Source organism: Ignavibacteriales bacterium, from assembly GCA_016709155.1.
Classification (GTDB): domain Bacteria; phylum Bacteroidota; class Ignavibacteria; order Ignavibacteriales; family Ignavibacteriaceae; genus JADJEI01.
Map to the genome: position 1 here is coordinate 1 of JADJEI010000002.1, position 25,083 is coordinate 25,083.

Consider the following 25,083-nt stretch of genomic DNA (forward strand, 5'->3'; position numbering starts at 1 on the left):
GAGATGTAAATAACTAATGAGATAAAGAGAATCCCGCAAATCATTCGTGCAGTTTTCACTGTTGCTGAACAGCACCTTGAATGAATTGTAAATTGATCCGTTAAATTCCCAGTTGGATAAATAAGTCGAAAATGCTGTAAATGTTGAAAAACTTTCATCAGCAAATGGCAGGTAAAAGATTATTGAAACAAACTAAAGATGAAAATAAATAGGACTGATTTATTGATCCCGGCTTTTCTAAAAATCAAAGGCAATAAAAATATTCCGATCAATTTTGATAAAAATGAAAGTGCAAGAAAAACTGATGCGCGCGCATATTTTCCCTTTTCAATAAAATAAACTGAAATAACCAAAAACATTATTCCAACCGGATCAAGATGAACATTCACAAAATATTCCATAATCGGCAATGGAAGCCAGGCATAAAGTATTATTCTGTTTAAATTATTTTTTCAAGTGAAGAAGTTTTAATAAAAATATTAAAGTGAAAAATTCACAAATAAAATAAATTAACTTTGACCCGAGAAGATTATCTCCTGTTAAAATGTATGACGTCGCAAAGACTACTTGAGAAAAAGGCGGATAAATCGCCGGAATATTTTTATAAGTCACTTTAGCGTAATTGGCATCCTGAAGTGAACTGAGAACAGTTGAGTTTGCGGGAGTGGTAAATGGATTAAAGCCGCTCAGAACAACTTTACCTTCCCAAACATATCTGTAAACATCATCAGATGTAGAAGGGGTGGATGGGAAAAGAGTTAATCTGAATAGCAATCCAGTTACAATAATAAAGAGCGGTAGTTTTAATTTGGACTGCTCATCTGAATTTATCGAAATAATTTTCGAAAATAATTTTAGAATTTTACTGTTGGTTTTTTCGTTAAATGAAACCCTTTTGATGATGAGCCAGGAAAAGAAAAATATTAAAAATGTTTCAAAGTAAAACGAAACATAAAGTGGAATACTTTCTTTACCCTCCGAATTAAAAGCAAGGATCAAATAAAATATTTCAGTTAGAATTGCAGCGAGGATTAAAAATATAAATATTTTTTTCTGTAATGTTATTGCGGAAACTAAAAACAGACATCAGAATAATAGTTTAATTAAATAATTCCCATGATAGACCAAAGCGAATATTCCTGTTTGGCATAGGATAATATGGGGTAATAAAGTAGTCGTTGTCGAATAAATTTTCCCAGGTAAAATAAACCGTTGCGACTTTTTGAATTTGACCAGCAAGCGTAAAATCAAGTTTGTAAGAGGATCAACAACCAAATTAAAAAACTGATGGTCAGTAATTATTTGCTGCCCGGTATAGTAAAATACAAATCCTGTTTTTATATTCAGATTAGAATCAAATGCTGGTCCTTTAAAATAAACCCCACCTCGAAAATTAACATCAGGTACATCAAGAACATTTGCCCCCGTATTCGGGTCGGAATTGTGATAAATGCTTGTCAAAGTTTCAAGAGAAAAACACCAGAGATTTATATTTGCATTAAGCGAAGCGCCGATAAAATCATTACTATTATAGTCGGTGTAATCAATCATCGGATAAATGGTTTGGGTGGTACCTATTATTGACGTTGAAAAATTTTAATTTTGCGCTGACAATTTTATACTCGGCTTGAACACCAATTTCTTCGATGATCATTTGTTCCCACTCAGTATAATATTGATCGAATGATGAAATGCCTAGATAAATTTTAATTTCATCAATAATTTTTAATGCCACATCTGCGCCAAAACCGAAAAGATTTTTATTATAAGTCAAAGGATAATTTGCATCGGAGCTTTGGTTTTTTATTCTTGAAAAAGGAAGGAACAATTGTGCTATCAAATAAATAAAATGAACCGATTGCAGAAAATGAAATTGAATTAATATTGAGTGTATCTTCATTGAAATAGGGCGGAACGACATTTATGTCGCGTAAAATTTGTTTTCTCATAATTTCCAAATAAAATCAATTTCCCAAAACCGTATTCAAAAGTTTGGGAGCTGCTTATGCCGATTACTTTATTCTTGTTTGTTAATTTATTTTCATAAGTGTTCAGCGGTTCATAATCTTCATCGAGCGTAAATTTATAGTAGAGCTGGATATCGGAACGTCCCCACCCTTCAAAATCAGCAAGAGTGCGTAATGCGAAATGATGCTGGGTTGATTTTAGAAATCGCGTGGGGTATTTTACCGGCGCAAGTACATTATCGTACAAAATACTGTTTATGTCTGTCGAGTAAGTAGCAATGCTGTCTACATCAACCCCACCATTAAACCCGGCTACAGATTTGATATGATAGTAGCTTCCAATTAAGTTAATTGAGTTGGATAGAAAATATTTAACTTTTACACCTGCACGCCAAAGGCTAAAATCAGAATTCACATATCTGTTATCCACTTTTGTGTTTGAAACATCTGCAGAAATGTTAATTCTTTTAAAAGCATTTATACTGAATTTACCATCCCACAAAAGCTTCGCCAAACGGTCCTTCGTAATACTTAATTCTAGTGAAAGGTTGTTTTGAATAAATATCTTTTTCAATGAAGTTGATCGCAACAGGATTAAGTTCTGCTCCGTATAAAAACCCCTGGGTAGATTTATTACTTCGATTGAATCAACTGATTCTGTTTGAATATGATTCAGATCAGTTTGCAGAGTAAATCTGTTATTAAAGTAAATTCCATCGTTCATATAAGTTGCAGCGGAGGAAGGTACACCATATAAATATATTTCATTCGGCTGCCCGATAAACCCGAGATCTTTAATAAAAGTAAAAGGAAATATTCTCAAGAAATCACCGGCATACCTGTAATCATTGAATGTGATATCTTTATTATTAATGAAAAATGAATTTTCCGAAAAACATTTTGAATTAAGCACAATAAGTGAATCAGGTTTTAATCTTACCAATGAAGAGGAGTCAGTCAAAGAAGAGTCGCTGACAAAAGTAGTATCATTCGGCAAACTTTTAAAAATGGAATGCGAATCCTGCTGTGCATAAATACTGTCAACATAAATATGCCGGTAAAAATTTATTCGAATAATTCTATTAAAACATTTTCTTTGAGACAAATTATCTTTATTTTAACCATTGAAATAATTATTCATTAATTAAGGAGAGGCACTATTTATGGCTTCCAAATCAATGACCAAATCGCAGATACTGGATCATCTAGCTAAAAAAACCGGTACAACAAAAAAGTTATCCGGTGTTTTTCTTGATGAAATAGTAGGCTTAGCTTATAGAGAAGCTAAGAAAGCATTCGTGATTCCCGGCTTAGGCAAATTACTTGTAGTTCAAAGGAAAAAAAGAATGGGCAGAAATCCAGCCACCGGCGAGACAATGGTTATACCAGCAAAGAAGGCATTGAAATTCAGAATTGCTAAACAAGCTAAGGACGCTGTTCTGAAATAATTCAACTGCAGGCTTTTATTAACAAGGGATTGGCTTAATTGTCAATCCCTTTTTTCTTTCTAAATATTGTTGATGATATAGATCATTTCACAGGTAATTATTATAAAATTACTTCACCAAAATCATCTTCTTTGTTTCCAACAAAACCGCCAACCCGTAATTGGTAGTAGTAGACACCGCTTGACAGTTTTTTTTTTTTTCCAGCATTAAATTCTACTTCGTAAGTGCCGGGCTGCTGCTGCTCGTTTACGAGTGTGGCTACTTCGTTGCCAAGTACATCGTAAACTTTCAATGTTACATAAACGTCACCCTTCGACAAGCTCAGGGTGACAGTGGGAATTGTATATTTTATTTTTGTTGTTGGGTTAAATGGATTCGGATAGTTCTGCTCCAATGTAAATTCTGTTGGTGAAGAGATTTCAACTTCAACTGTGTTTGAGTATTCGAATGTTCCATCAAAATCAATTTGTTTTAATCTGTATTGATATTTACCAGATGGAAGATTTTCATCAACGAAAGAATAATTCTTTGGTTCAGTGGTAGTTCCAAATCCGGGAACGAAACCGATGACTCTCCAATCCTGATTGCCAACTGAAGACTGAGGACTGCCGACTTGTTTTCTTTCAATCTCAAACCCGCTGTTATTTATCTCCGTCGCTGTTTGCCAGTTAAGCGAAACAGAGTTTTGCGTTACAGTTGCGGTGAAGGATGTCAGCTCGACTGGAACTATATCGGAGGCAATTCTAACAAGATAGACCTGAGACCTGTACCCAGTTGATATGGCTTTCCTCCTGTATCCTGCTAAAATGTAGTCTCCATTTCTTGTTTGCTTGACTGATTGAAACCCATCAGTTCCTTCTGTAACAAAGTCTATTTGTTCAGGACTGGGAGTTTGGTTAAATAACTTTTGCCATAACACATTTCCAAGGCTGTCGGTTCTAACAACATATGCAACAGCTACACAATCAAAACATCTTGATTGCCCAGCGATGATGTAACCGCCATCAAGAGTTTGAATTACTGAGTAACCAATGTCGCCATCATTATCATAGTCAAGTGTCTTTGACCATTGCTCATTTCCGAGTGAATCAGTTTTAACTAAAATATATCAGGATAGTCACCTAAAGACGGCAAGTAACTTCCGACTAATATGTTTCCAAGATCTGAAGTAAAATTGTTAAAGAAAAACTCATCTATAAATGCTCCGCCATAATATACTGACCAGAGAATCACCGTCTGGATTTAATTTTAATAACCAGCCATTTTCATTCACGCCCAAAATTTGGTGCATTCCGGAAACCAAAAATTCACCATTTATATTTTCCTTAATCGAAAATACTCTATCAAATAAATTTGATCCATAGATTTTTTCCCAGACCAAATCACCTAAATAATTTAGCTTGACGATCATCGCATCTGGAATCTGGGGAAAAGCATTAATTTCTCCGGCTAATACAAATCCCCCATCTTCGGTTTTATCCATAGACCAGCAAATATCATCATTTACTCCTCCAAATGTTCTTGTCCAGAGTGTATCGCCAAGTGAATCAGTTCTTACAATATAGAAGTCAAACTGACCAGCACCGAATGAGCTTGTTGCTCCACCAATTATAAATCCACCATCGTCTGTTTTTTTAAGTGAGTAGCCGTACTCATCTCCGTTCCCCCATAGGTCCTTGTCCAAAGGTATCGCCATTTGAATTTGTACGAAGCAGCCAGATGTCATAATTAGTAATAGGAATAGACTTAGTGTAACCAACAACGGCAAAACCACCATCCCATAGTTCCTCAACATCATATGCAACATCCGTACTATCGCCGCCAATCACTTTTGTCCATAAAGTGTTTGGTTCTTGCGCTAACAATAAATCAATAAATACAAACAGAAATATGATATAGAATAAAGTCGGTACATTTATCTTTTTCATCTTAGTATTTCCTCTAATCTTCTATATAAATCAAATTATGATCTACACAGAATGGATCCTGCCATTCGGTCCCCAATCTTCCACGTGTTTAACCCATAATTAACGGCATTGGGATCAGTGTCATATTCTCCCACTGGGCAAAGTAGTGGATTGAATCCGGGATGGCATATTAGAATATTATTATTAATTACGCCAGGAGTACCCGTATCATAAAATCCTATTCTTAAAGGTCGTCTTAAAGGATCAAGTGCTTCAATCGTACAATTCTCAATAGTAGAATAAAAACCACCATATAATGGATCAGCACTCTGTGTAATTCCAATTCCTTTTCCTCCTGTTATTCTACTGTTGTAAACCTGTACAAGTGGTTTCTCAACGCTAGGATCTATAAAACCTGCTTCTATTCCTGATTTTTTTGCTTCAACTGTATTTATCACACAATTCTTACCTATCAATCTACCCGCCTTACCTATTTGCACACCATCTATTATATAAGATACGTTTGGATTCTTAAACATATGAATGCCATCTCCTTGATGAATTGCCCCTGGATCATCCCTGCCTGTCCAGTAAATTGTACTTGAATCTAATAATACTCCATAGCCGGCAACCTGCATACCATCCCAACCTGACTGCATTATTTGCGACTGCCCAAGATGACCAAAATCTCCAAAGAGTTTAACTGCGCAGGGAGATAGCATTACCTCTCCAGTTTCAGCAGTCCAACCGCAGCTATCAATATAAAGATTATGACCAAGAAAATTATTTGATGTTGAACCCACTCTTATTCCCCACCTTCGGAATCTTCTTATCTGTAAATCTTTTATTGTCGTATTGCTGGAATTGAGGATATCAAAACATTTGATACTCCAGTTTATAATACTTTCCACATTACCAACATCTATTCCTTCAAGAATTGTTTTGTCTTTTCCTTTACCTATAAAAGATATATTGGTAAAGTTATTAACGACAATAGAATCAACAAGAAAGGTAGAATCAGCAAAATAGAAAGTTGTGTTAGAAGCTAATCTGTGTTTCAGATCCTGAATAGAGTAAGCATTAGTCCAGCTTGAATCTGAGTGGTTGCCTGTACCGTAAGGTGTTACATATTTAACAACTGTGGGGAGGGGGACACTGTTGTTATCTCCAAAGTGAGAGGAGTTTGTGTTAATTGAGTTCGCAGAAATTATTACGGTAAACACCGTAAAGAAGAGCAACGGTTTAAGAAGCAATGTACTCATTAGAAGCCTCCGAAGTAATAGTTAAAAAATATTAATTCTGACTTCCGCAAGGTTTTTTACCATCAGAGAATAAAAATAAAACCTAACGGAAAACCCAAAAGATTTTACGAAAAGAATCAGATAAAATCAAGAAAAGAATATGGCAGAGAGAAAAGGAAAGATGACATCTCTTAAAGAGATGTCATCTTCAAAATAAAGGAAATAAAAATATCAGCGAAGCAGGATCATCTTCTTCGTTTCAACAAAATTGCCTGCGTGAAGTTGGTAGTAATATACCCCACTGGATAGACTGATAGTCTGTCTTACATTGAATTCAACTTCATAATTTCCTGTAGGTTTAAATTCATCTACGAGCGTTGCAACTTCGTTTCCGAGGATGTCGTAAACTTTTAGTGTCACAAACACATCACTTCTTTTGTCACTCTGAGCCTGTCGAAGAGTGACAGATGGTATTGAGTAACGAATGATAGTCGTTGGGTTAAACGGATTTGGATAATTCTGCTCCAGAGAAAATTCAAGTGGAGAAGAAACTTCAACTTCAATTGTGTTTGAATATTCAAAACTTCCATCAAAATCTATTTGCTTTAATATGTATTGATATTTACCAGCAGAAAGATTTTTATCAGTGAAAGAATAACCCTTTGGTTCGGTAGTAGTACCGAAGCCGGGAACGAAAGCAATTTGATTCCAATCCTGACTGCCGACTTGGTTTCTTTCAATTTCAAACCCGTTGTTGTTTGTTTCCGTTGCTGTTTGCCAGTTTAGCGAAACAGCGTTTCGCATTGCAGATGCGCTAAAAGCGGTTAACTCTACTGGTACAATTGTAAAAGTCATAAGTCTGATATCATCAACATACCACCCATCCCCAGTAACTGATTGATCGGATTGGAAATAGAATCTTAGTTTTATATTCTGACCAATAAATTCTGAAAGATCCATATTTTCTACAACCCAGGTTAATTGCGTACCATCATACAGAGGTTCATCCGGGGGTTGAAAAGTTCCTGTGCCTGGATTTGTATAAAGCCCTTCGAGTGCGGTCCAGTTTGTACCGCCATTTGTAGAAATTTGAACTTGCCCATAGTCCCAATCATTTTCAATATCCCATTGAGTATAAAATTCAAGTGAAGCACCCAGAATATTTGAAAGACTAATCTCATTCATATAAGTAAAGATAGCAGTTGTGTTGCTTTGATAATTTCGGAAGGAGATTCGGTAAATGAGTATGGCGCAGAAACAAATTTCTGACTTGTAATATTCCACCCACCTGTTGACTGCCAGTTATTTGTATTATTAGCCGAATCAACCAGGGCAAAAGTAACTGGTGCAACATAGAATTGGAATGCATGCGGCGGCGGAATATTTCCCGGTGGGTTAAATCCTCCACCACCCGCGGGAAGTGTTACAACAATTGATGAATTATCATCCTGCGCCGCAAGATAATACTGCACAATTGTTCCAAGCTGCTGAGCGGGGATAACAAAACTGTACTCTGTATTGCTCATTACAGGAGTTCCGGCTACCTCAATAAAATTAGAAAAACCTCCGCCTGTGCTTGTGCGGTAGTAAAGTCGCGGACCCGAAATTCCACTCCCGATATTTAAACCCGTAACAATGCTTGCTGTCAATTCAATATCCTGCGAGTAATCAATTGAAGCAAAAGGTGTGTGAATAATTTGCATATTCAAGTTAAGAGCAAATGATGCGAGAGTAGCATAGGCAAGTTTCGCCGACTTTAAATAGTATTCTTGATTAAAATGTGTAATGAGATCATTGACAGTATGATAGTAAGCATTAAAGTCCGCATCATCTTCGATCAGCAAAATTGCTCCGTAACCGGCATTCCAGAATGAAGCGTGATCGCTGTACTCGGAGCCAGGGTTGTATTCGATTAAATTTAAATTTATTCCGTACTGATAATTCGCTTCAATCATTTTATCATAAAGTTCAAGCGATGTTCCAACGCTTCTTGTGTGAATGTTAGCTGCCATATCATTATCAGAATCATAAGCGATCATGTCCATATTAATCACGCCGATGATTGAATCGCCAGCCGAAGCAGCTTGATTTGCATAATAATTACTTCCGACCAGCCCTTGTTCTTCTTCATCCCACAATGCATAAATAATGGTGAAAGGAAATGTGTGCTGCGAAAAAATTCTTGCTGCTTCCAATACTGCGGAAGTTCCGCTCGCATTATCGTCTGCCCCCGGGGCTGTTGTGCCTGTTGGCATATCATCATAGTGTGCACAGATAATATATTTTTGATTTGGGAATTCTGACCCTACCTGAACACCTAAAACATTTTTACCGGTTGAACTGAAAGATTGAATAGAAGTTGTTAATCCGTAATACTGAAGTTTTTGTTTAATATAAGTTTCGGCGAGAGCATTGCCGGGCTGATATTTATTACGAGAAACTATTGTTTGTAATGCCCCATTGATAATTGTTGGAACATTGCCGGATAATTCCTTCACAAAATACATCAGCGAATCCTGATTGGCTGAATCAACTATTTGCTGAACGATGGGTGACTGAGAATGAAGATTGAATTGAAGAGCCATCACGGAGAAAACCAGGAGTTGAAAAATTCTTTTCATACTATCCCCTAAAGATTATGATTGTAAATGATTTATTACTAACTAAGCAACTTTGAAATTGAGTTACAATAGAATATTTACTATCAAAAATCATACGACTGCGAGCAGTCGAGGTCGGATAGGTTTAATGATTTAATTCGAGTTATTTCTTGACATTAGTAATAATCAAATCTCAACCCGGATAATTTTTCAATCCTCTTTTCTCACTTATAAAAATATTTACTAAACTATTGCTATGAATGAACAATAACCCTTAGAAATATTTCGATAAGATTAACGAGTTCATTTTCAACAGAGATGCCTCTATCGCGTCCATACCAAAGATGAAGAGCTTTACTTCTTTCATCTTTATCAATACCATCGGAGATCATTTTATCGAACAGTAATTTTGCCTGTTGCGGGCGAGGTCCCCACTGAAAAACTTCATCTCCATTTTCTTTAAACGAAACTAATTTTGGAATGCTTCTTTTGCCTCCCCCTTCTCAATACAAATTCATTATTTCTGGATGTTCGTCTCTAAAAAGAATTTTTAGTTCAATATAATTCGAAAGATTTGTAAGTGCCGAAATTATTGGCAGGTTTTGTGCAGAATCACCGCACCAGGTTTCGGAGATGACCATCCATATTTGCTTTGAATTGAGTTGTTGAAATTTTTGAATGCTCTTCTCCGAAGGATGAAAATGTTTATCAAGCCGATTAGTTCTTTGCAAATTCAGTTTTCTGTTTTGAATTTGATTTTTTCTTCCTCTGTCGCCAATTCATCATTATAATTTTGAACTTGCCACATTAAAATACTTTTATAATCCGCATACGATATGCCGGTTTCACTAATTGTTTTTAATAGATTGGTACTACTCATATAATTTTTTTCTTCGTGTTATTTCAAAAATAATTTCGAACAGTCTTTCTTTGTCTTTTTTTATTGATTATTAATACTAATTTTGTAACAGTAAATTTAAATAAACTAAGTCCATGACAACAGACATTAAATTATTTTCAATAGCAGAGGCTAATCGCACGCTTCCTTTAGTCAAAAACATTGTCCGCGATATTATTGACAACGCAGCAGAAATGAGGTTGATTGCAGAAGAACTTGCAGGCAATCTTGACGAGGATTCAAGAATCAAAAGCTCGCTTCTGAAATTGACGGCTTTATGCTTGAGTTGGAAGAAATCGGCTGTTACTTTAAGGATCCCAATTTTAAAATAGGCTTAGTTGATTTTCCTTCAATGATAAACGGAGAGGATGTTTTACTCTGCTGGCGAAGTGACGAAGATGAAATTAAATACTATCACGATCTTGAATCCGGTTACTCCTCAAGAAAGCTTATTCCTCCAGAATATTTCACCTGATCTCTCTACATTTTAAAATCAGCAGACACTTCAGTTGATTCGCCTGTCGAATTATCTTTTACATGAAAAGTAGCTTTGTAATTTCCGGAGGTGTAGGTAGAATCAAGAACAAACTGAACCTCTAATGGTATATCAATAAATTCTTCATCCTTAGAAAAATCCTGCTTGTCTTCATAAACATTTTTAACAACTTCACCGGAGGGTTTTGTTAGATCAACCGAATACGAAATAGCAGCAACAAAATATTCGCCGTCTTCTTTTTGAGCCATCCCTTTCACCCGTGTGCTTGCATTTACTTCCCAACTGCCGCCCAAATCATAAGCAAAAGCTTCGGCACTAAATGCTTCAAACTTTGCTTCTTCTTTTCCGCAGGAAATAAATAACACTGCTGTTGTAAATACTATTAAAATGTTTTTCATAATATTCCTTTTTTTACTTTTAAAAATATTTTTCTGTTATTCTCTAAAAATTAAACGGTAAAAATTATTTTTTACCGCCTGGAATTACAAGTAATCTTATCCGTTCTTCTTTTGAAAATCACTCATAAAAGCCGCAAGTGCTTCTGCTCCTTTAACAGGAAAAGCATTATAAATTGATGCACGCAATCCACCAACAGAGCGATGACCTTTTAATCCAATGAACCCGGCTTTTGTTGCTTCATCAATTAGTTTCTTCTCTAACTCTTCGGTAGCAAGATTGAATGTAACATTCATTAAAGAGCGCGAATCTTTTGCTGCGTGCCCTTTATAAAATCCATTACTGTTATCAATTGCATCATAAAGAAGTTTCGCTTTTGCTTTGTTGATTTCATACATCTTATCAAGTCCACCATGATTTAAAAGATATTTTGTAACAAGTTTGATGATATAAATTCCAAAAGTATTTGGCGTATTATACATCGAATTATTCTCAGCCTGGATTTTATAATTAAGCATTGTGTGCAGAGAATCCTGACTTCGTTCAAGCATATCTTTTCTGATTATAACAAGCACAACACCCGATGGTCCAATATTTTTCTGAGCACCAGCATAAATCATAGCGTATTTGCTCACATCAATTTTTTTGTGAAGAATATCTGATGAAGCATCACAAACAAGCGGAACGTTTCCAACTTCAGGTTCGCTCATCCACTCAGTTCCGTAAATTGTATTGTTGGATGTAAAGTGAACATAAGAAGCATCAGGATCAAGTTTCAATTCGCTTTGTTTTGGTATGCGTTTAAAATATTTTTTATCGCCTTCACCTTCTTCAGTGGATGCGGCAACATTAACAGTTCCAACGCGCTTTGCTTCTTTAATTGCCTTCTTGGACCAGCTTCCTGTTGAGATATAATCTGCTTTATTTTAGGAGGCATTAAGTTTAAAGGCACCATTGAAAACTGGAGACTTGCGCCGCCCTGTAAAAATAAAATTTCATAATTATCAGGAACATTTAACAATTGTTTGATTCCACTTTTAGCATCAGCAAGAATTGCATCAAAAGTTTTTGAGCGGTGAGAAATTTCCAGGATAGACATTCCAACTCCCGGAAGAGTAAATAATTCTTTTTGTGCTTCAAGCAAAACTTCTTCCGGTAAAACTGCCGGACCAGCGTTTAGGTTATAGATTCTTTTTTCCATGATATTTTTTCCTTTAAGTTTATTTTCTTTGTGATTTTCTCTGTGGCTCCGTGTCTCTGTGGTAAATGCTTTTTCTTTACCACAGAGGCACTGAGAAACGGAGATTTAAATTAAATGTGTCAGCAATCCATCTCTTAATTTAGGTTCAAACCATGTTGATTTTGGGGGCATCACTTCACCGGCATCAGAGATGTTCATCAAGTCATCAAGTCCAACCGGATAAAATGAAAATGCAACTGCAGCTTTACCAGAATCAACAATTTTTTCTAATTCTTTTGTCCCACGTATTCCGCCAATAAAATCAATTCTTGTATTTGTACGTGGATCATCAATACCAAGAACAGGATTTAATAAAAAGTTTTGCAGAATACTAACATCAAGTTTTTCTCCAACGGATTTTTCTAAAGATAAACTTGCAAAAACAGAATCTCTTGGTTTAAGTTCAAACCATTCTTTTTCAAGATACATACAAAAAGTATTTTTGATTTTGGGTTCTTTATCTGTAGTTGGAATAATAGTAAACTTATCAGCAACAGAGTCCATAAAATCTGCTTTGCTTAATCCATTCAAATCAAACACAACACGATTGTATGGAAGAATCTTTAACTGATCTGCCGGGAAAAGCACAGCAATAAAATAATTATACTCTTCACTTCCGGTATGATTTTGGTTTGCTTTCATCTTTTCTTCTCTTGCACGACTTGCACTTTTTGCACGATGATGTCCATCAGCAATATAAAGTTTATTAATCTTTGCAAATTCATTTTCAATCATTACATTGTAATCATCAGGCATAACCCAAACTGTATGCTTAATTCCATCCGGTGCAGTAAAATCATATTCCGGTTTTACGGATTTCATTGTTTTATCAACAAGATCGTTAACGTTTTTAACTCCGCGATAAGTTAAAAACACAACACCTGTTTGTGCTTCTGTTGTAACAATGTGATTTGTTCTGTCATCCTCTTTTACTTTCCGGGTTTTTTCGTGTTTAAGAATTACATCATTATCATAATCATCAACAGAAAAAGTTGCACAAATTCCGGTTTGTGCTCTTCCATCCATAATTAATCTGTAAAGATAGAGGTGAGATTTTTCATCAACATTTAGAGGAGCATTTTCAATTATCTTATTAAGATTTTCTTTTGCTTTAAGATAAACTTCTTTCGAGTAAACATCTTTAACTTCTGGCAGATCAATTTCTGATCTTGTGATGTGTAAATAGCTAAGTGGATTTCCTTCAGCAGCCTGCTTAGCTTCCTCACGATTAACTACATCATAAGGAACACTTGCAACTAATTGTGATTTTTCTTTTGTAGGTCTAAGTGCTTTGAAAGGTCTGATAACAGCCATAAAAAATATTTTCCTTAATTAAATAATATCGAAAATTACTTATTCAAAAATCCTAAAAAATGATTGAATAAACCAATTAAAAGAATTGAGATTTAGAGTGATAAACATTAGAAATAGAAGTATTACGCTGTGAGTTTAAATTCTGAAAGTATTTTTTTTATCGAATAAGTGTGATGTGTCAGGCAAGTTTTCCGGTAGATCGTACATTGTCATCACCTTTTTTTGTTAGTGATTCATCTGTGAGATTATTAAATATTTTTAAGGTTGATTCGGACTCGATTTTCCAATCGTTTATAAAGTCTTCAAGTTTATAATACATACATTGATCTCCATTTTTAAGTCACACTTCGACAAGCTCAGTGTGACAAAAGATTTTTGATCAACTATCATCCCGAGCGAAGTCGAAGGATGACAATAAGACTAATTTAAATTAGATAATATCTCTTTTAATTTAATAATATTTTCTTTCCAATCTTTTTGTTTCGCTCTCTCCTTTTCAACAACTTCCGGAGCAGCATTGGCAACAAATTTTTCATTGGAAAGTTTCTTTTCAATTCCTGCAAGTGAACCTTCAAGTCTGGTTATTTCTTTTTGGATTTTTTGCCTCTCAACATCAAGATCAATCAATCCTTCAAGTGGAATAAATATTTCAACACCTCTTAAAACTGCCGAGGCACTTGCTTTTGGTTTTGAATATTCGCATCAACTTTAAGTTCTTCAACTTTTGCAAGTTTTTTAATGTATTCAATTTGATGATCTTTAACTGAAGAAGATTTGATCATCGCATTAACTTTTTTAGAAGGTGCAATGTTCATCTCACCGCGAATATTTCTTATTGCAGTAATAATATCTTTTACAAAATCCATTTCTTCATCAGCAGAATCTTTAATCATCTTTTCATCAACGGCAGGATAATTAGAAGTAGAAATACTTTCTCCATCTTTCTTTCACCCATCAATTGCCAAAGCTCTTCTGTAATAAAGGCATAAACGGATGAAGCATTTTAAGTGCATCTTCAAAGATTGAAATTGCACGTGTTAGAACTGCGGATTTAACCTCAGTATCATCAGCATAAAGTCTGTTCTTAATCATCTCAACGTACCAATCACAGTAATCATTCCAGATAAAACTATAAATAAGTTTTATTGCATTGTTAACTTCAAACTCATCCATTGCTTTGTTTAATTGTTGTATGGTTTTATTTAATCGCGAAATTATCCATTCATCTGCAAAATCAATGTGAGAAAATTTTAAATCTTTGTTAAGCGAAATCTTCTCAGCATTCATCAACAAAAATCTTCCGGCATTCCAGATTTTATTTGCAAAGTTTCTTCCAAGCTCACATTTTTCTGTACTAAACATTACATCCTGCCCAAGCGGCGCAAGATAAATGACTGTAAAACGCAGCGCATCTGCACCATAATCTTTAATTACATCAAGTGGATCCGGTGAGTTGCCGAGAGATTTACTCATCTTTCTTCCCTGCGAATCACGAATGATACTTGTAAAGTAAACATCGCTAAAAGGAATATTCTTTTGAAAATGCATTCCAGCCATAATCATTCGAGCAACCCAAAAGAAAATTATATCAGGTCCGGTTACAAGTGTGTTAGTCGGATAAAAATATTTTCGTTCATCTTGAGTTTTAAATATAGCGTGTGCCCATAACCAGCTTGATGCCCACGTATCAAGAACATCTTCATCCTGTTTAAGATTTGTTGAACCGCAGTGCGGACATTTTTCCGGCGGAGTGAGAGAAACAATCGGCAGTTTACATTCTAACTTGCAATGATCATCACCAATACAATACCAAACAGGAATTCGATGCCCCCACCAAAGCTGGCGGGAAATACACCAATCGCGAATTCCTTCCATCCAGCGGAAATAAGTTTTTTCCCAATGCTTTGGATAGAATCTAACTTTGCCCTGTTGTACAACATCAACAGCGGGCTTTGCAAGTTCATCCATTTTCATAAACCACTGTTCACTTAAGTATGGTTCGATTGGAACGTTGCCGCGTTCAGAATATCCAACTTTGTTTTGATAATCTTCAATCATATGAAGGAAGCCAAGTTCATCCATTCTTGCAACAATTTTTTTTCTAACTTCGTAACGATCGAGGTTTTGAAATTCTTCGGGAACATTGTTGTTTGTTGTTGCATCATCATTAAAGATGTTTATCATTTCAAGTTTGTGGCGCTGTCCCATATCGTAATCATTAACATCGTGAGCGGGAGTAACTTTAACTGCACCGGTTCCAAATTCCATATCAACATAATCATCAGCGAAGATTGGAATTTCTCTATCAGCAATTGGCAGCAAAATCTTTTTGCCGATAAGATGTTTGTATCGTTTATCATTTGGGTTAACTGCAACACCTGTATCACCGAGCATTGTTTCAGGTCGTGTTGTTGCAACAACTACAAACTCTTCAGAATCCATTACGGGATATTTAAAGTACCAGAGTTTTCCGTTAACCGTTTTAAATATTACTTCTTCATCGGAGATTGCAGATTTGTTTGCAGGATCCCAGTTAACCATTCTGTAACCGCGATAAATTTTTCCTTCTTTGTAAAGATCAACAAATGCTTTTATAACTTCGTGATAATATTCATCATCCATTGTAAAGCGTTCGCGCCGCCAATCGCAGCTAACGCCAAGTTTTTTTAACTGCTGAATAATTATTCCGCCGTACTCTTTTTTCCAATCCTGGCAGTGTTCTAAAAATGCTTCACGCCCAATTTGATATTTATCAATCTGTTTATCAGCTAAAAACTTTGTTACTTTTGTTTCTGTTGCGATAGATGCGTGATCTGTTCCCGGGACCCAGCAGGCATTATAACCTTGCATACGTTTTGTGCGGATAAAAATATCCTGAAGTGAATTATTTAATATGTGTCCCATCGTTAACATACCGGTTATGTTTGGCGGCGGGATAGCTATTGTATATGGCTTTTTTGTTTCGTCTATATCAGAATTAAAAATACCGTGATCATTCCAGTACTTATACCATTTATCTTCTACCCGAGAAGGATCATAAGCTTTTGGTATCTCGGAAAAACTTTTTGCAGACATCTGTATCTCTGTTAGTGAAATTTTGAGTTGTAAATATAAGGAAAATTGAGGAGTAGGGAAGATAGGCAATAGCACGCAGATGTCGCAGGTTGGGCAGAATAACGCTGATTAAGACAGAATGAATTTAAAGATAAATTAGCTGAACTGAGAAGTCCATGGTTTTAATGAATAATTTAGCGGCAAAGAACACACCCCTTTGTCCCTCTCAAGAGGGGAATTAAAAAAGTCTAAAACATGGTTAAAAAAAAAATTGTACGAAAATCAGAAATGCAGTATGGCTGCGCTAATTATCAATAAGTAATATCTCAATTCTTTGGATGGTTTTTGCATTTGTGTTGTTGAAGAATTAGGCTGCCTAAAAGTTGGGAAACTATTTTAATGTGCTTTGGAGGCTCAACAATTTTAATAGTCTTTTAAAACAGCCTAAGATTAATTATTTCATCAATGTTATTTTTTTTGTGGATATAAAAGCACCTGCTTCCATTCGCACAAAATAAATTCCGCTTGTAAGATCTACAGCATTAAAAATTATTTCGTGTGAACCCGGTTCATATAATTTATCTGCAAGACTTGCCACTTCTTCGCCAAGTGCATTGAAAACTTTTATCTTTACAATAGATGCTTCCGGCAGTGAAAACCTAATTGTTGTGCTTGGATTAAATGGGTTTGGATAATTCTGATCAAGTGAATATTCCATCGGCTGATTTATAACAACTTCAACTTCATTGGAATATTCAAACTGACCGTTATAATCAATTTGCTTTAAACGATAAGTATAAGAACCTGACTGAAGTGAGTTGTCTCTATAGGAGTAGCTTCGTTCTTCAGTTGTTGTTCCGGAACCTGCAACAAATCCAATTTTTCCCCAATCACTATTTGCTGATTTTCTTTCAATGTCAAAACCGGAATTGTTTACTTCAGTTGCCGTACTCCAATCCAGAGAGACAGAATTATTAATTACTTTAGCCGAAAAAGAAGTTAGTTCAACAGGGATTACACAATTTGCATTTATACTAAAGCCGGTTATTGTTTCAAACTGACCATAAGTTCCAAGCTCTGTGGAAGTGCCATTATTAACATCAATCAACCTGAAAGACCCACCTTCACTAAATCCTGCTATCCAGTAACCAGCCCAATAAAGAGTGCTATCAACAGGATTAAAGTCCATATCCTGACTTCCAAAACTCACGTCGGGCAGTCCCAAATCAGTACCGATTTGAGTTGCCGCAGCAGTCGTAAGATTTAATGAGTAAAATACAGCAGCAGTTGAAAATCCAGCAAACTCGATATTGACAACGTAAGCGTTCCCGAAGCAGTCAATAGCGAATGCCGCAGGAAAATTTGCATTTTGAATATTTCCGACGACGGTTAATTCCCCGTTACTAAGATTCAAAGTGTATAGCACGGAAGCATCGGCAAAATCATTTCCGCTTATCACATACCACACATCATTCACTGTGTTGTGAGCAAGTGCTCTAATCTGTGATTGTCCGGCAGCAAGTGGTCCAACCTCGGCAATACTGTCTGCTGTGGTGATACAAAATCCAGATGGTATAAATAAAAACCGGTAAGACTAAAATTAGCCATAATTGTATATTGACCGTTTATGCCATCGTTATCTCCGGAAACAGGATATTTATCATTTCCTTGTGGAAGAAAATTCAATGATGTAAATGCGCCTGAGTTTAAATCAATAGTGCCGTATCTAAAAAATGCGCCATCAAAGGCATACGTTGTTGGTTGTGCTTCGATGTTGTAGTTGATAACAAGAATTATCAACACCGTGAAAAAGATAGTTAGTTTTTTATACATGAGATTCTCCTTTGTAATTAAGTCATTAAATGTTAGTTGATTTATTTTATTAAATTCATTTTTATTGTTTGGGAAAAGTTTCCTGCTGTTAGTTTAAGTATGTACAAACCGCTTGCATAGTTCTCTCCATTAAATGATAATGTGTGTGAGCCTGCATTCAACTGTCCGCTGAATAATATTTCAACTTCCTCTCCAAGTGAATTGAACACACTTACTTTTACAAATTCTTCTTTTGAAATACTAAAGTTTATTTTTGTTTCCGGATTGAAAGGATTGGGATAATTTTGGTTAAGGATATACTTCTGCGGTACTATCTCAACTTCAACTTCGTGTGAATACTCGAAAGAGCCATCAAAGTCAACTTGTTTCAAGCGATATTTGTTTATTCCAGCCAAAGGATTCTGATCTATAAAATTATAATCGTTCTTATTAGCAGTCGTTCCATTTCCATTTATAAATCCAATCGGTATCCAGGTTGAATTTTGATTTACTCGTTGAATTTCAAAGCCGGAGTTATTTAATTCAGTTGCAGTGCTCCAGTTTAGACTTACCACTTGATTGTCAGTTGTTGCAGTAAAAGAAGCTAATTCAACGGGGACAGAGTTTGCAAACTTCAGCACATAAGCAATTGGTCCTCCGGAGGTTGGATAAGCCGTACCGGTAATCGTTAAGCCATCGGCAGAAATAGAATTTGCAAATGAACTTAGCCAGTCGGCTGCTTCAGTTACACCCAAACTATCTATAAGATAATCTTGAAGTAGTAGTATATCATCCCCATTCGGGTCTTTTAATAAATGCTTGATAATTAAAACCGCCAACATCAACATATCCAACAATAATATCATTATCAGAAATATCCTTAGCATAAGAGCCGGAGTTTAAATAAGTAGAATTAAACCAATTCATTCCTTGTCCCTCTGTCCATACAAATAATGCTCCTGTTGAACCACCGACAATTTTAGTTCCATCCGAATTTAATCCAAAGCATTGCCCATCCGGATAAGAAGAATCATAACCGCCCATAAAGTGAGGGTGGGGTCCCAGTAAAATGCTCGTCTGCCAGGACCATTGAGTAAGCCATCCCAACCGACGATTTTTAATCCATTCGAAACATTGACTACATCAAGTGCGTTACTGCTAAGCCCTCCTGTTCGTCCGAGCATGTGAAGTCCGGTGCTATCCCAATAACAAGCTTCTGTTTTGTAAATCGGAAGCCATTGCATCCCCACAATTATAGAGCCATCAGCGCTGATTCCATAGCCATAATTATAAGACGTCTCATCAAGCACGGGATAGCCGGGATAACCATCAAGCGGCATCCACTTGAGACTGTCGTAATAACCGGCTCTGAGAGTTGGGTTACCATTCGGAGCTATTAAGTTCGAATCAATGAAAGACCCTGCAACTTTTCCATTATTAGAAACTCCAAAAGCTTCGGAATAAGTGTTTCCAAGGCTGACTCTGCCTGCCGTCTCTGACCAAATAAAACCTGAAGCGGGATAATTCGACCCAACAACATAAGTTCCATTATCCGAAACTTTGGCGCCTCCGCCAAAACCTAAATTAAAAAACTTTACATCGCTTTGGGCTAAAAGTTGTAATGAACATAAAGAAAATATAAAAAGCACTAAGAAGCTTTTTAAATTTTTGATCTTAATTAAATCATTCATTCGTTTTGTATTTGGTTATTTGATTGCTAAAAAATTATTTCATTAAATTCATTTTTATTGTTTGGGAAAAACTTCCTGCCGTTAGTTTAAGTATGTACAAACCGCTTGCATAGTTCTCTCCATTAAATGATAATGTGTGCGAGCCTGCATTCAACTGTCCGCTGAATAATACTTCAACTTCTTCTCCGAGCGAGTTGAACACTCTTACTTTTACAAATTCTTCTTTGGAAATACTAAAGTTTATTTTTGTTTCCGGATTGAAAGGATTGGGATAATTTTGATTAAGGATATACTTCTGCGGTACTATCTCTACTTCAACTTCAACTGAATACTCGAAAGAGCCATCGAAGTCAATTTGTTTCAAGCGATATTTGTTTATTCCAGCCAAAGGATTCTGATCTATAAAATTATAATCGTTCTTATTAGTTGTTGTTCCATTTCCATTTATAAATCCAATCGGTATCCAAATTGAATTTTGATTTACTTTTTGAATTTCAAAACCGGAGTTATTTAATTCAGTTGCAGTGCTCCAGTTTAGATTTACCACTTGATTGTCAGTTGTTGCAGTAAACGAAGCTAATTCAACAGGAACCTGTTGATCAATTTTTAACAATAATGCTTTGGGTTCACTGGCGGGCGAATATGCAGAGATGCCGATTGTTTTTCCATCTGCTGAAATTGCCTCACCAAAAGCGAAATACCAATCGGTGTAGCCTGTAATTCCAAGGCTATCAGAGATATAAGTTGAAAGATATACAATATCTGACCAACCGGGCTTTTTTGATAAATGCCTGATAATTAAACCCCCGGGTCAACAAAGCCAACGATAGTTCCATTATCAGAAATTCCTAAGGCATCACCTGACCAATAGTCAGAGGAATCAGCAACAACTTGCTGCATACCAGTTGCAGCAGTCCATATAAAAGGCCAGACTGAACCACCAACAATGACGCTGCCATCAGAATTTATCCCCCGTGATTCTCCGACTAAATATGCAGGGTCGAACCCCCCCATAAAATGTGGAGCGGGATCCCAATAATAAGCTGACCTATCAGGTACGCCGCCCGGTCCGGCATTCCATCCGGCGATAATTGATCCATCAAATGATAAAACATTTGCGCGGCTATTTCCACCATTAGTTTGTCCTAAACCAACAATGGTATCATTTTCCCAATAAACAGCTTCGACTGTCCAGTTTTCATGCCATTGCATTCCGGCTATTCTGGAGCCGTCTCCCGAAATACCGTAAGCATGTGTAAAGCTTGTTTCATCTAATGGCACTAAACCGGGAAGCCCGACTAAAGCATTCCAGTTACCATTTTCCCAGTAACCTGCTCTAAGAGTTGGGTTACCACCCGGGGCAGGCAATGATGGATCGTAAAATCTGCCGGCTACTTTTCCGTTATTTGAAACGCCGTAAGCTTCCGAAAATTCCATTGAACCCAAATCAATTCTACCTGTGGATTCGCTCCAGAGAAACGCCGGAGATGGATAGCTCATTCCACAGACAAATTGACCGTTATTAGAAATGCCACTGATACCGCCGAATGCAAGATCAATTATTTCATTGGTCACCTGAGCAAAGTGATTGAATACAACACGATAAATAAAACCGAAACTGTTTTGGAGATATTTCTCATTGGATTAGTCCTTAGATTAATTTAACAACCCAAAATTAACTTGAGGTATTAACTAATAATTAGGAATATTGAGCAAAGAATTGAGAGTTTTGAGCAGACTTCGAGTTTAGAGATTGAGACTTCTTTCATAGCCACAAGAAATACAAAAGGAAGGGACTATTATTTAGAAGCTTTATAAGTAATTTTTACCCGTATAAAGAAATTCCTTCCCTGCCATCACTTTGCTGGAGCTCACTATCACTTTGCTGGAGCTTCCTATCACATTGACGGAGCTCACTATCGCTTTTCTCGAGCTCACTATCACATGAATCTTGTGAAAACAATTTGATGGTTTAGATAAATAATCTGAAATTTAGTAAAATAATATCGTCAGAGTGCATAAGTAAAATGATGGAAATGGAAAGCAATTAGGTGGATTAAAAAAAAAGATAGATTTGGCGAAAAAAATATTTAGAACGTACTAAAAAAAAGTAACGCCGGCAAAAAGGATGTTACTTAGAAGCACAGTTAAAAAAATTATCGGGGGCTTCAGATTGCATTGGCAGAATTCATTTTATTCATTCACTTTACGCAGGGGAGTATAAAACCTCCGAGGTTTTGTAAATAGTATCTTTCTGAGGCTGTTTTTTAGAGCTAAATAGAAAATATTTTCATAAACCTATTCATCGAAACCTCGGAGGTTTGCTGTTTTGCGTAACATAGGTTATTCAGAAGTCTTTTGTAGATTCTTAAGATATTCTTATGGCTAAACGCTGAATTTTTCCTTGAAACTGTTTGTAAAACTTGAAACATCGGCAAAGCCAATTCTATATGCAATCTAAGTGATATTACCGGCATTTTTTCAAGAAGTTTTGCGGCGTAGTCAAGTTTAGCTGATCGGAATAATTTTCCTGCCGATTGGTTAATCAACGCATTTAATTTTCTATTTAGCTGCGAAACACTAATCGCCATTTCGTCAGCTAATTTTTGTACGCTGAATTGATTGTCTTCAAGATGATTTTTTATCAGTCCAAAAACCTTATCTAAAAATTCTTTATCAATTGGGCTGGCTTTTACATCCTCTGATTTAATAACAGAAATTTCTTTATACTTTTCCCTGAGCAGTTGTCTGATACGAATGAGATTGCTGACGCGGATTTCAAGCTCGCGCGGGCTAAATGGTTTTGCAAGAAATTCATCGGCGCCAATTTGCAGACCATCAATCTTGTTTTTGCTCGCCGGCTTTTGCAGTTAAAATAATTATTGGGATGTGGCTTGTTCGCTGACCATTTTTTAGGTTTGTGCAAAGTTCTAGCCCATCTACTTTTGGCATCATTACATCTGTGATAATTAAATCAGGGATTGTTTCGATTGCTTTTTTTATTCCATCTTCGCCATTCACGGCTTCTTCAATTTTATAGTGACGCTCCAGATTTTCTTTAATATAATTTCGAACGTCAAAATTATCCTCTACAATTAGAATCAACGGTTTGTCTTCATCCTGTTGTAAATTTTCCGAAGTTTTGATTTCGTCATTTTCAGAAATAATCATTTCAGTTTCTTCCAGCGGCAGTCGTATCGAAAAAAGTTGTGCCCGAGTTTAATTTGCTTTCCACCGATATTGAGCCGCCATCATTTCTACGAGTTCTTTTACTATCGCAAGTCCGAGTCCGCTTCCTTCAAATTGTTTTGTTGATGAGCTGTCAGCCTGAAAAAATCTATCAAATATATTTGGAAGTTTATTTTCCCTCAATACCAATCCTGTATCACTAACCAAGATGACAGCATTTTCAGTAAACCCGGATTTTCTCTCTCAACCATTAAACTAATTTTTCCGTTTGGGGGAATGAACTTAAAGCATTTGAAAGTAAGTTATCAATTACCTCTTCTATTTTTCCTTATCAACATTTTAAAAAAAGGCTTTCAATTTTAGAATAGAATTCGAGCGAAATTTTATTTTGTTCTGCCAGCGAATCAAATGAAGCGACACGATTTTTTCAATAGCGAAACTATATCTGTCATTTCAATTTCGAGTTTTAATTTTCCCGATTCGAGTTTGGATAGATCCAACACTTGATTTATTAAACGATTAAGTCTGTTAGAATTATTGAAAGCTATATTAAGTTTTTTTTTCTTTACTGCTTCATCCTTTACTATTCCTATTACATTTTCTAACTGCCCTTTAATTAGTGTAAAGCGGTGTTCTGAATTCGTGAGAGATGTTTGCAAAGAAATTCGATTTGATCTGATCTAACTCCAGCAGTTGATTAGCTTGTTTTTGAAGAATGAGTTTCTGTTCATTTATTTCCGCTGTTCTTTCGGTGATAAGTTTTTCAAGGATGATATTTTTATTATTTAAATATTTGACCCGGTATCTAATGATATAGTTGATCAGAATTAAAAGGAAAATAATTCCTAAAATATTAGCCCACCAGGAACGATACCAGGGAGGTAGTACAACAAATCGAAAAGACGCTTCGTCCCCGATCACTCCAAGTGCGTTTCGGCTTCTTACCTTAAAATTATAATCTCCTGCGGAAAGGTTTGTGTATTCCTTTTTGATTCATCAGACCACTCGCTCCAATTCTGATCGAATCCTTCGAGCAAATATTGAAAATCATTTCCTTTGTTCATTAATAAACTTGCGGCAGCAAATTCAAAGATTAGTGAGTTATTTGAAAAGATATTTCATTTTGTATATCCGTTCCGGATTCATAACCACTGAATAAAACTTGTTTCCTTAACAGAAACTTTCCTGATCAACGATTTAAACGATGTACTTTTGCCATAGAGTAATTTTTGTTCAAAGTTATTTTTAAAGAGAGTATTTCCCCCGCCTATCCAAATCGTTTTTGGAAAATTATTTTCAACGTAAAATGCAAGCGAAACAAAACCTGATGGAATGTCATCTTCAAATAGTTCCGGAAATTTATGAGCTGATATTTTTTGTCTGCCATTGACGAAACTGATTTCAATCAGAACCATTTTCCTTCGATTTTTTGCAGCGCACCACAGCACTTCGTTTCTATCGGATAAATATGAATTATTGAATGGCTTGTATCGGAAAAGATTTTTGAAAATAATTCTGCCGGAACAACCTTGAGGGTTTTTTCATTTAACTGAAAAATATTCCTCTCTGAATAGAAATAAACTTCTCCAAGATATTTAAACATTTTTAATCTTTTACCATTCATCAATTGGCTTAGATTGAATATCTCTTTATAACCATTAAGGTTCGATACTTCACCCGGGGGTTGAACCTTAAATACTGAACAGGAAATATCATTTAACCAGAGATTTCCCTTTGAATCTTCCAGAATATTTTCGATTCCATTCTCGATACCACCACCTTCCAATACTTTACCACACCATGTTCTGTATTTTCAAACACAGCAAGCCC

30 protein-coding genes and 4 pseudogenes are annotated in these 25,083 nt (G+C 35.9%); 3 read left to right on the top strand and 31 right to left on the bottom strand.

Annotated elements, in window-relative coordinates; translation table 11 throughout:
- Positions 1 to 198: 198 nt before the first annotated feature.
- Positions 199 to 339, top strand: a complete 141-nt coding sequence (locus IPH11_09805; protein MBK6913935.1) for a hypothetical protein — start codon at positions 199 to 201, stop codon at positions 337 to 339.
- Between the two features lie 105 nt (positions 340 to 444).
- Here IPH11_09805 and IPH11_09810 read toward each other — a convergent pair whose 3' ends face one another.
- From IPH11_09810 to IPH11_09825, 4 genes are all read right to left on the bottom strand, one after another.
- The gene (locus tag IPH11_09810) at positions 445 to 999 is read right to left on the bottom strand and encodes a hypothetical protein (protein MBK6913936.1); all 555 of its coding nucleotides are present in this window, start codon (positions 997 to 999) and stop codon (positions 445 to 447) included.
- A gap of 100 nt (positions 1,000 to 1,099) precedes the next feature.
- Positions 1,100 to 1,228, bottom strand: coding sequence for a hypothetical protein (locus IPH11_09815; GenBank protein ID MBK6913937.1), 129 nt, complete (start codon positions 1,226 to 1,228; stop codon positions 1,100 to 1,102).
- A 315-nt stretch (positions 1,229 to 1,543) separates the two neighbouring features.
- Positions 1,544 to 1,900 carry a hypothetical protein gene (locus IPH11_09820; protein MBK6913938.1) on the bottom strand — a complete coding sequence of 119 codons (357 nt, stop codon included), beginning with the start codon at positions 1,898 to 1,900 and terminating at the stop codon, positions 1,544 to 1,546.
- Complete coding sequence (locus IPH11_09825) at positions 1,897 to 3,072, bottom strand: Plug domain-containing protein (protein ID MBK6913939.1); 1,176 nt, start codon at positions 3,070 to 3,072, stop codon at positions 1,897 to 1,899. The genes IPH11_09820 and IPH11_09825 overlap by 4 nt, the downstream gene beginning before the upstream one ends.
- A 58-nt stretch (positions 3,073 to 3,130) precedes the next feature.
- Between IPH11_09825 and IPH11_09830 the strand changes: the two genes are divergently transcribed.
- Positions 3,131 to 3,415, top strand: a complete 285-nt coding sequence (locus IPH11_09830; GenBank protein ID MBK6913940.1) for an HU family DNA-binding protein — start codon at positions 3,131 to 3,133, stop codon at positions 3,413 to 3,415.
- 100 nt (positions 3,416 to 3,515) lie between these two features.
- Here the strand turns inward: IPH11_09830 and IPH11_09835 are convergent, their stop codons facing one another.
- The 9 genes from IPH11_09835 to IPH11_09875 form a co-directional block, all read right to left on the bottom strand.
- Positions 3,516 to 4,334, bottom strand: coding sequence for a hypothetical protein (locus tag IPH11_09835; protein ID MBK6913941.1), 819 nt, complete (start codon positions 4,332 to 4,334; stop codon positions 3,516 to 3,518).
- A gap of 270 nt (positions 4,335 to 4,604) precedes the next feature.
- Positions 4,605 to 5,099: a hypothetical protein gene (locus IPH11_09840; protein ID MBK6913942.1), complete on the bottom strand. Its 495-nt coding sequence runs from the start codon at positions 5,097 to 5,099 to the stop codon at positions 4,605 to 4,607.
- Positions 5,068 to 5,343, bottom strand: a complete 276-nt coding sequence (locus tag IPH11_09845; GenBank protein ID MBK6913943.1) for a hypothetical protein — start codon at positions 5,341 to 5,343, stop codon at positions 5,068 to 5,070. Before IPH11_09845 ends, IPH11_09840 begins: the two co-directional genes overlap by 32 nt.
- Before the next feature lie 35 nt (positions 5,344 to 5,378).
- Positions 5,379 to 6,584, bottom strand: a complete 1,206-nt coding sequence (locus IPH11_09850; GenBank protein MBK6913944.1) for a hypothetical protein — start codon at positions 6,582 to 6,584, stop codon at positions 5,379 to 5,381.
- 210 nt (positions 6,585 to 6,794) lie between these two features.
- The gene (locus IPH11_09855; GenBank protein ID MBK6913945.1) at positions 6,795 to 7,748 is read right to left on the bottom strand and encodes an immune inhibitor A; all 954 of its coding nucleotides are present in this window, start codon (positions 7,746 to 7,748) and stop codon (positions 6,795 to 6,797) included.
- Positions 7,745 to 9,184, bottom strand: a complete 1,440-nt coding sequence (locus IPH11_09860) for a M28 family peptidase (GenBank protein MBK6913946.1) — start codon at positions 9,182 to 9,184, stop codon at positions 7,745 to 7,747. The genes IPH11_09855 and IPH11_09860 overlap by 4 nt, the downstream gene beginning before the upstream one ends.
- Positions 9,185 to 9,417: 233 nt before the next feature.
- Positions 9,418 to 9,645 carry a hypothetical protein gene (locus IPH11_09865; GenBank protein ID MBK6913947.1) on the bottom strand — a complete coding sequence of 76 codons (228 nt, stop codon included), beginning with the start codon at positions 9,643 to 9,645 and terminating at the stop codon, positions 9,418 to 9,420.
- 21 nt (positions 9,646 to 9,666) lie between these two features.
- On the bottom strand, positions 9,667 to 9,894 hold the full coding sequence (locus tag IPH11_09870; protein ID MBK6913948.1) for a thioredoxin family protein: 228 nt from the start codon (positions 9,892 to 9,894) through the stop codon (positions 9,667 to 9,669).
- A 2-nt stretch (positions 9,895 to 9,896) separates the two neighbouring features.
- Entirely contained in the window at positions 9,897 to 10,043 is a 147-nt protein-coding gene (locus IPH11_09875; protein ID MBK6913949.1) for a hypothetical protein, read from the bottom strand.
- Between the two features lie 113 nt (positions 10,044 to 10,156).
- Between IPH11_09875 and IPH11_09880 the strand changes: the two are divergent.
- Positions 10,157 to 10,536, top strand: a pseudogene (locus tag IPH11_09880) (DUF2203 domain-containing protein).
- Between the two features lie 5 nt (positions 10,537 to 10,541).
- On the opposite strand, the gene IPH11_09885 reads toward IPH11_09880, so the two are convergent.
- From IPH11_09885 to IPH11_09970, 18 genes and pseudogenes are all read right to left on the bottom strand, one after another.
- Positions 10,542 to 10,955: a hypothetical protein gene (locus IPH11_09885; GenBank protein MBK6913950.1), complete on the bottom strand. Its 414-nt coding sequence runs from the start codon at positions 10,953 to 10,955 to the stop codon at positions 10,542 to 10,544.
- A 96-nt stretch (positions 10,956 to 11,051) separates the two neighbouring features.
- A pseudogene (gene serC, locus IPH11_09890) lies at positions 11,052 to 12,154 on the bottom strand (3-phosphoserine/phosphohydroxythreonine transaminase).
- 105 nt (positions 12,155 to 12,259) lie between these two features.
- The gene (locus IPH11_09895) at positions 12,260 to 13,507 is read right to left on the bottom strand and encodes a DUF1015 domain-containing protein (GenBank protein MBK6913951.1); all 1,248 of its coding nucleotides are present in this window, start codon (positions 13,505 to 13,507) and stop codon (positions 12,260 to 12,262) included.
- A 178-nt stretch (positions 13,508 to 13,685) separates the two neighbouring features.
- Positions 13,686 to 13,826, bottom strand: a complete 141-nt coding sequence (locus IPH11_09900; GenBank protein MBK6913952.1) for a hypothetical protein — start codon at positions 13,824 to 13,826, stop codon at positions 13,686 to 13,688.
- Positions 13,827 to 13,927: 101 nt separating this feature from the next.
- Positions 13,928 to 16,582: pseudogene (locus tag IPH11_09905) on the bottom strand (valine--tRNA ligase).
- Positions 16,583 to 17,015: 433 nt separating this feature from the next.
- On the bottom strand, positions 17,016 to 18,029 hold the full coding sequence (locus IPH11_09910) for a T9SS type A sorting domain-containing protein (protein MBK6913953.1): 1,014 nt from the start codon (positions 18,027 to 18,029) through the stop codon (positions 17,016 to 17,018).
- Between the two features lie 5 nt (positions 18,030 to 18,034).
- Entirely contained in the window at positions 18,035 to 18,394 is a 360-nt protein-coding gene (locus IPH11_09915; protein MBK6913954.1) for a hypothetical protein, read from the bottom strand.
- 41 nt (positions 18,395 to 18,435) lie between these two features.
- Positions 18,436 to 19,215, bottom strand: coding sequence for a T9SS type A sorting domain-containing protein (locus IPH11_09920; protein ID MBK6913955.1), 780 nt, complete (start codon positions 19,213 to 19,215; stop codon positions 18,436 to 18,438).
- The gene (locus IPH11_09925; protein MBK6913956.1) at positions 19,163 to 19,417 is read right to left on the bottom strand and encodes a hypothetical protein; all 255 of its coding nucleotides are present in this window, start codon (positions 19,415 to 19,417) and stop codon (positions 19,163 to 19,165) included. The genes IPH11_09920 and IPH11_09925 overlap by 53 nt, the downstream gene beginning before the upstream one ends.
- Positions 19,369 to 20,064 (bottom strand): hypothetical protein, encoded by a 696-nt coding sequence (locus tag IPH11_09930; protein ID MBK6913957.1) that lies wholly within the window; start codon positions 20,062 to 20,064, stop codon positions 19,369 to 19,371. The genes IPH11_09925 and IPH11_09930 overlap by 49 nt, the downstream gene beginning before the upstream one ends.
- Before the next feature lie 34 nt (positions 20,065 to 20,098).
- A complete protein-coding gene (locus tag IPH11_09935; GenBank protein ID MBK6913958.1) occupies positions 20,099 to 20,677 on the bottom strand; it encodes a T9SS type A sorting domain-containing protein in 579 nt (192 codons plus the stop codon).
- Positions 20,678 to 20,862: 185 nt separating this feature from the next.
- Complete coding sequence (locus tag IPH11_09940; protein ID MBK6913959.1) at positions 20,863 to 21,639, bottom strand: hypothetical protein; 777 nt, start codon at positions 21,637 to 21,639, stop codon at positions 20,863 to 20,865.
- A gap of 698 nt (positions 21,640 to 22,337) precedes the next feature.
- Entirely contained in the window at positions 22,338 to 22,934 is a 597-nt protein-coding gene (locus IPH11_09945; protein ID MBK6913960.1) for a helix-turn-helix domain-containing protein, read from the bottom strand.
- Positions 22,903 to 23,235, bottom strand: a complete 333-nt coding sequence (locus IPH11_09950) for a response regulator (protein MBK6913961.1) — start codon at positions 23,233 to 23,235, stop codon at positions 22,903 to 22,905. The genes IPH11_09945 and IPH11_09950 overlap by 32 nt, the downstream gene beginning before the upstream one ends.
- Before the next feature lie 48 nt (positions 23,236 to 23,283).
- Positions 23,284 to 23,472, bottom strand: a pseudogene (locus IPH11_09955) (hybrid sensor histidine kinase/response regulator).
- 393 nt (positions 23,473 to 23,865) lie between these two features.
- A complete protein-coding gene (locus IPH11_09960) occupies positions 23,866 to 24,174 on the bottom strand; it encodes a hypothetical protein (GenBank protein ID MBK6913962.1) in 309 nt (102 codons plus the stop codon).
- A 221-nt stretch (positions 24,175 to 24,395) separates the two neighbouring features.
- Positions 24,396 to 24,668 (bottom strand): hypothetical protein, encoded by a 273-nt coding sequence (locus IPH11_09965; protein ID MBK6913963.1) that lies wholly within the window; start codon positions 24,666 to 24,668, stop codon positions 24,396 to 24,398.
- The gene (locus tag IPH11_09970; GenBank protein ID MBK6913964.1) at positions 24,659 to 25,039 is read right to left on the bottom strand and encodes a hypothetical protein; all 381 of its coding nucleotides are present in this window, start codon (positions 25,037 to 25,039) and stop codon (positions 24,659 to 24,661) included. The genes IPH11_09965 and IPH11_09970 overlap by 10 nt, the downstream gene beginning before the upstream one ends.
- Between the last annotated feature and the right edge of the window lie 44 nt (positions 25,040 to 25,083).

What these genes read in the sequence shown, in the direction of transcription:
- IPH11_09805 (MBK6913935.1), top strand. Translation starts at nt 199, where the DNA reads ATGAAAATAAATAGGACTGATTTATTGATCCCGGCTTTTCTAAAAATC.
- IPH11_09820 (MBK6913938.1), bottom strand. Translation starts at nt 1,900, where the DNA reads ATGAAGATACACTCAATATTAATTCAATTTCATTTTCTGCAATCGGTT.
- IPH11_09830 (MBK6913940.1), top strand. Translation starts at nt 3,131, where the DNA reads ATGGCTTCCAAATCAATGACCAAATCGCAGATACTGGATCATCTAGCT.
- IPH11_09845 (MBK6913943.1), bottom strand. Translation starts at nt 5,343, where the DNA reads ATGAAAAAGATAAATGTACCGACTTTATTCTATATCATATTTCTGTTT.
- IPH11_09850 (MBK6913944.1), bottom strand. Translation starts at nt 6,584, where the DNA reads ATGAGTACATTGCTTCTTAAACCGTTGCTCTTCTTTACGGTGTTTACC.
- IPH11_09855 (MBK6913945.1), bottom strand. Translation starts at nt 7,748, where the DNA reads ATGAATGAGATTAGTCTTTCAAATATTCTGGGTGCTTCACTTGAATTT.
- IPH11_09860 (MBK6913946.1), bottom strand. Translation starts at nt 9,184, where the DNA reads ATGAAAAGAATTTTTCAACTCCTGGTTTTCTCCGTGATGGCTCTTCAA.
- IPH11_09875 (MBK6913949.1), bottom strand. Translation starts at nt 10,043, where the DNA reads ATGAGTAGTACCAATCTATTAAAAACAATTAGTGAAACCGGCATATCG.
- IPH11_09885 (MBK6913950.1), bottom strand. Translation starts at nt 10,955, where the DNA reads ATGAAAAACATTTTAATAGTATTTACAACAGCAGTGTTATTTATTTCC.
- IPH11_09895 (MBK6913951.1), bottom strand. Translation starts at nt 13,507, where the DNA reads ATGGCTGTTATCAGACCTTTCAAAGCACTTAGACCTACAAAAGAAAAA.
- IPH11_09900 (MBK6913952.1), bottom strand. Translation starts at nt 13,826, where the DNA reads ATGTATTATAAACTTGAAGACTTTATAAACGATTGGAAAATCGAGTCC.
- IPH11_09915 (MBK6913954.1), bottom strand. Translation starts at nt 18,394, where the DNA reads ATGTATAAAAAACTAACTATCTTTTTCACGGTGTTGATAATTCTTGTT.
- IPH11_09920 (MBK6913955.1), bottom strand. Translation starts at nt 19,215, where the DNA reads ATGTTGGCGGTTTTAATTATCAAGCATTTATTAAAAGACCCGAATGGG.
- IPH11_09925 (MBK6913956.1), bottom strand. Translation starts at nt 19,417, where the DNA reads ATGGGCGGTTATGATTCTTCTTATCCGGATGGGCAATGCTTTGGATTA.
- IPH11_09930 (MBK6913957.1), bottom strand. Translation starts at nt 20,064, where the DNA reads ATGAATGATTTAATTAAGATCAAAAATTTAAAAAGCTTCTTAGTGCTT.
- IPH11_09950 (MBK6913961.1), bottom strand. Translation starts at nt 23,235, where the DNA reads ATGATTATTTCTGAAAATGACGAAATCAAAACTTCGGAAAATTTACAA.
- IPH11_09965 (MBK6913963.1), bottom strand. Translation starts at nt 24,668, where the DNA reads ATGGTTCTGATTGAAATCAGTTTCGTCAATGGCAGACAAAAAATATCA.